This is a genomic window from Phenylobacterium sp. (assembly GCF_044358365.1).
GTDB lineage: Bacteria > Pseudomonadota > Alphaproteobacteria > Caulobacterales > Caulobacteraceae > Phenylobacterium.
Map to the genome: position 1 here is coordinate 1 of NZ_JBIKNZ010000134.1, position 3,598 is coordinate 3,598.

4 protein-coding genes are annotated in these 3,598 nt (G+C 66.3%); all 4 read right to left on the bottom strand.

Annotation, left to right across the window (positions count from 1 at the left end):
• Positions 1 to 311: 311 nt before the first annotated feature.
• Positions 312 to 827, bottom strand: coding sequence for an MAPEG family protein (locus tag ACIQ3B_RS18295; protein WP_397405139.1), 516 nt, complete (start codon positions 825 to 827; stop codon positions 312 to 314).
• Between the two features lie 11 nt (positions 828 to 838).
• Positions 839 to 1,342 (bottom strand): OsmC family protein, encoded by a 504-nt coding sequence (locus ACIQ3B_RS18300; protein WP_397405142.1) that lies wholly within the window; start codon positions 1,340 to 1,342, stop codon positions 839 to 841.
• Positions 1,342 to 3,129: an acyl-CoA dehydrogenase C-terminal domain-containing protein gene (locus tag ACIQ3B_RS18305; RefSeq protein WP_397405145.1), complete on the bottom strand. Its 1,788-nt coding sequence runs from the start codon at positions 3,127 to 3,129 to the stop codon at positions 1,342 to 1,344. The genes ACIQ3B_RS18300 and ACIQ3B_RS18305 overlap by 1 nt, the downstream gene beginning before the upstream one ends.
• A gap of 79 nt (positions 3,130 to 3,208) precedes the next feature.
• Positions 3,209 to 3,598: MerR family DNA-binding transcriptional regulator (locus ACIQ3B_RS18310; protein WP_397405147.1), on the bottom strand; the 390-nt coding region annotated here is incomplete at its 5' end.

Genomic DNA, 3,598 nt, shown 5'->3' on the forward strand with positions numbered 1-3,598 from the left:
TCGCCTGACCGCGATCTTGCGGCACGGCCATCAAGGCTCCCCAGCCAGGCCATGACCCCGTAGACAACCATAGACCAAGGTCAGTCCAACAACGAACCTGAGGCAACCGTGAAACCAATTAGACAACCAGTCTACGCATGTTGTTCCATTTCCGGCATGAGCCTCATGGCGACATAACGCATGGCACGGATTAGGGTTGCCGGACCCGCCGAGGGGCGACCAGCTCGCGGAGCGCGACCTCTTGCACCACCACCTCCTCCGTGTTCGCCGCCTTGTTCAAGCGACGCCCGGCTCGGGGGCCACAGAAGAGCCTAGCTGACCGCCCACCAGACCAGCCAGGCGTAGGCGCCCAGCGTGGGCAGCGCGGTCAGGACAAACCCGAACGCGCGACCCAGCGGATGAAACCGGTAGCCGACCCAGAAGCTGAGGCGGCCGGCCGCGAACAGCACCGCCATGGCCGGAATGAGCCCAAGGCGGTCGACGGGCAAGGTCAGCGCCAGTCCGGTCCAGGCGATCGCGGCGAGGATTACCTGTTCGACCGTGTTCTGATTGTAGCGAAGGTTGATCTCCAGGCCGTAGTGCTCGGGAGTCCGCGTCCCTTCGATGGCCGTCGGGATGAAGGCGCGCCGGGTCGCGACCGCAACCCCGACAAGGAGCGCCAGTCCAGGGACCAGCAGCCATCGCATGGCAAAAGCCAGGCGGCTGCCCGGATCATCTGCCGGGAGGTCCGCCCAGTCGAACAGCCCGTTGGACTGGTAGAGCACCAGGCCCGCCACAAGGGCGCCGGGCAAGGCGCCGGCCGCTACAGTAAGCTGTTTTCGGATCACGATGCGCTCCGTTAGAAGCCTTCGCCGGCGGCCGCCCGGGACAACCCGTCGACGACAGCCTGGACTTCCTGCACCACCACCTCGGTCTTCACCGAATTGGCGATGAAGCATTCCTCGTGGGCCTCGTGGTGCATCGCATCGCGTTCGGCATCGGTGGGGCGCAGGCCGGCATAGGTGATCTGGGGATGCAGGGTGACGCGGGTCACCGCCATACGGCCCTCGGGCGTTCTTTCCATCACGCCCACGGCTTCGTCCCGGTAGCGGGTGATGACGAAGCCCTTCAGCCGGGCCACATGCAGGAAGGTGAGCATGTGGCAGTTGCTGAGCGCCGCCACGAACATTTCTTCCGGGTCGACCGCGCCGGGCGCCGCCCACTTGCCGACCACGTGGGCGGACGCTGTGGCGGGCATCACGTGCTGCTGGAAGGTGACCGTGTGGGCGCGGCTGTAGCGGCCCTTCGCAAAGTCCGCGCCGTCTTCCAGCGACCAGTCGATGGTGGCGCGGTAGCTGGCCATCAGAAGGCTTCGGCCGGCAGCGCCATGAGGAGTTCAGAGCCGGTCTTCAGCTTGGCCAGGCGGCTGCTGGTCTCCGGCAGGATGCGCTGGATGTAGTAGCGACCGATGGTCAGCTTGGTCTCGTAGAAGGGGTCGGTGTCGCCGGCGGCGATCCGGGCGAGGGCGGCCCTGGCCTGCAGCGACCACATGTAGGCCAGCGCTGTGAGGCCGAAGAGGTGCAGATAGTCGGTGGAGGCGGCGCCGGCGTTGTCCGGGTTGGCCAGACCGTTCTGCATCAGCCACATGGTGGCCTCCTGCAGTTCGGCCTTGGCCGCGGCCAGGCCGGTGATGAAGGTCGCCATGTCGGGCTGGGCCTCGTTTCCGGACATGAAATCGTCAAGTTCGGCGAAGAAGGCCATGACGCCCCGGCCACCGTCGGCAGCCAGTTTTCTTCCAACCAAATCAAGGGCTTGCACTCCGTTTGTGCCCTCATATATCAGGGCGATGCGGACGTCTCGCAGGTACTGGCTGACCGGGAAATGCTCGGTGAAGCCGGAGCCGCCGTGCACCTGCATGGCGTCGGAACAGACGTTGAAGCCGCGGTCGGTCAGGAAGGCTTTCACCACCGGCGTCATCAGGCCCATGTAGTCGCGGCCCTTCTGTCGGACGGCTTCATCGGGACTGGCGTGGCTGAGGTCGCCATGGAGCGAGGTCCAGGCCATGAAGGCGCGGCCACCCTCGATGAAGGCGCGGGCCTCCATCAGCATCCGGCGCACATCGGGGTGGACGATGATCGGGTCGGCCGGGCCGTCGGGGTTCTTCGGGCCGGTCAGCGAGCGGCCCTGCAGGCGATCCTTCGCGAAGGCGGCGGCGGCCTGATAGGCGGCCTCGGCCTGGGCGATCCCCTGCAGGCCCACCCCCAGCCGCGCCTCGTTCATCATCACGAACATCACGGCCAGGCCCCGGTTCTCCTCGCCGATCAGCCAGCCGACAGCCTCCTCATGGGCGATGACGCAGGTGGCGTTGCCGTGGATACCCATCTTTTCTTCCAGGCCCAGGCAGTTCACCGAATTGCGGGCGCCCGGATTTCCATCCGCATCGGGGATGAACTTCGGCACGATGAACAGGCTGATGCCCCGGGTGCCGGCCGGCGCGCCCTCGATCCGGGCCAGCACCAGGTGGATGATGTTCTCGGTGAGGTCCTGCTCGCCGCCCGAGATCCAGATTTTCTGGCCCGAGATCCTGTAGGTTCCGTCCGCCTGCGGGACCGCCCTGGTGCGCAGCAGGCCCAGGTCGGTGCCGCAGTGGGGCTCGGTCAGGTTCATGGTGCCGGCCCACTGGAATGAGGCCAGCTTCGGCAGGTAGAGCGCCTTCTGCTCGTCGGAGCCGCCGACATGGATCGCCGAGTAGCAGCCGTGCGTCAGGCCGGGGTACATGGAAAACGCCATGTTGGCCGACGAGGACATCTCGGAGAACGCCAGGTTCACCACATGGGGCAGGCCCTGGCCGCCATAGGCCGGATCCGAGCCCAGCGCCGGCCAGCCGCCCTCGACCAGCTTTGCGTAGGCATCCTTGAAGCCGGTTGGCGTCCTGACCGAGAAGTCCGGGCTCCAGGTGCAACCCTCCTTGTCGCCCACGACATTGAGCGGGGCCAGCACCTCGGAGGTGAACTTGCCCGCCTCCTCGAGGATCGCCTCGACGGTGTCCATGGAGGCGTCGGCGAAGGCCGGGAGGTTGGCGTACCGCTCAAGCTGCAGCACATCGCGCAGCAGGAACACGTAATCCCTCACGGGGGCTTGATAGGTCATGGGGGCTCCGGATCGCCAGGAATGAACCGGTCTACTCTAGACCGGCTCGCGCCGGTTTGTCGCGGCCCGGCGCGAGATGTCAGGCCTCGCTGTGGCCGGCCCCGTCCAGCTGACGGCGCAGCACCTGATCGTAATCGGCGGCGCGGGGCAGCAGATCCGGCCGGGTTTCGGACAGCCGCTTCTCCATGTCGGCCACTCCCGCCTGGAGCTGGGCGATGGCGTCGTCGATGTCGGTCTTCTGCCGCTCCAGGGCGACGATCCGCTCATTGAACTTGCGAAGCGACTTCGCCGCCTGCTGGGCCCCGGTGTCATCGGCGTCATAGAGATCGAGGATCTCGCCGATTTCCAGCAATGACAGGCCCACGCGCTTGCCGCGCAGGATCAGCACCAGACGCCCCCGATCACGATAGGAATAGACCCGGTTCATGCCATCCCGCGCCGGGTTGAGCAGGCCCTTGTCTTCGTAGAA

Excerpts from the sequence above, each read along its gene's own strand:
- ACIQ3B_RS18300 (WP_397405142.1), bottom strand. The coding sequence starts at position 1,342 with ATGGCCAGCTACCGCGCCACCATCGACTGGTCGCTGGAAGACGGCGCG.
- ACIQ3B_RS18305 (WP_397405145.1), bottom strand. The coding sequence starts at position 3,129 with ATGACCTATCAAGCCCCCGTGAGGGATTACGTGTTCCTGCTGCGCGAT.